Raw genomic sequence first — 323 nt, 5'->3', positions numbered from 1 at the left:
GCTGCACCGGGCTTCCCTTGTCCCTGCGTTGCGCCACCATCTCCCGGCATTTCTGGGCGGGGCTGAAATCATCAAGCTCTCCAATCAGGATCAATGTCGGCACAGCCATGTTACCGCTCGCCACCGAACAGTTCGGATAGTAGGCGATCGCCACGCTGAATTTGTGCTGCATCAGCCGCTCTGCGCCACGAAGCTGGACCGCCTCGAGCGTTGCGATGCCGCCGGCGGAGAACCCCATCAATGCGATGCGTCGCGGGTCGACAAAACTGGCTTTCGACAGAAACTCCAGGGCGCCGTAGGCGTCATAGACGCGATCGGAGAGC

At 61.3% G+C, this 323-nt stretch carries 1 protein-coding gene; it reads right to left on the bottom strand.

The features are described 5' to 3' along the window. Window positions 1-323 (bottom strand): prolyl oligopeptidase family serine peptidase (locus EN862_RS35405; protein ID WP_153227258.1); only part of this gene is annotated, 323 nt, incomplete at both ends.

This window comes from Mesorhizobium sp. M2E.F.Ca.ET.219.01.1.1 (assembly GCF_004016445.2).
Taxonomy (GTDB): domain Bacteria; phylum Pseudomonadota; class Alphaproteobacteria; order Rhizobiales; family Rhizobiaceae; genus Mesorhizobium.
The sequence above is the reverse complement of the archived record's forward strand: the minus strand, read 5'-3'. Positions and strand labels throughout refer to the sequence as shown.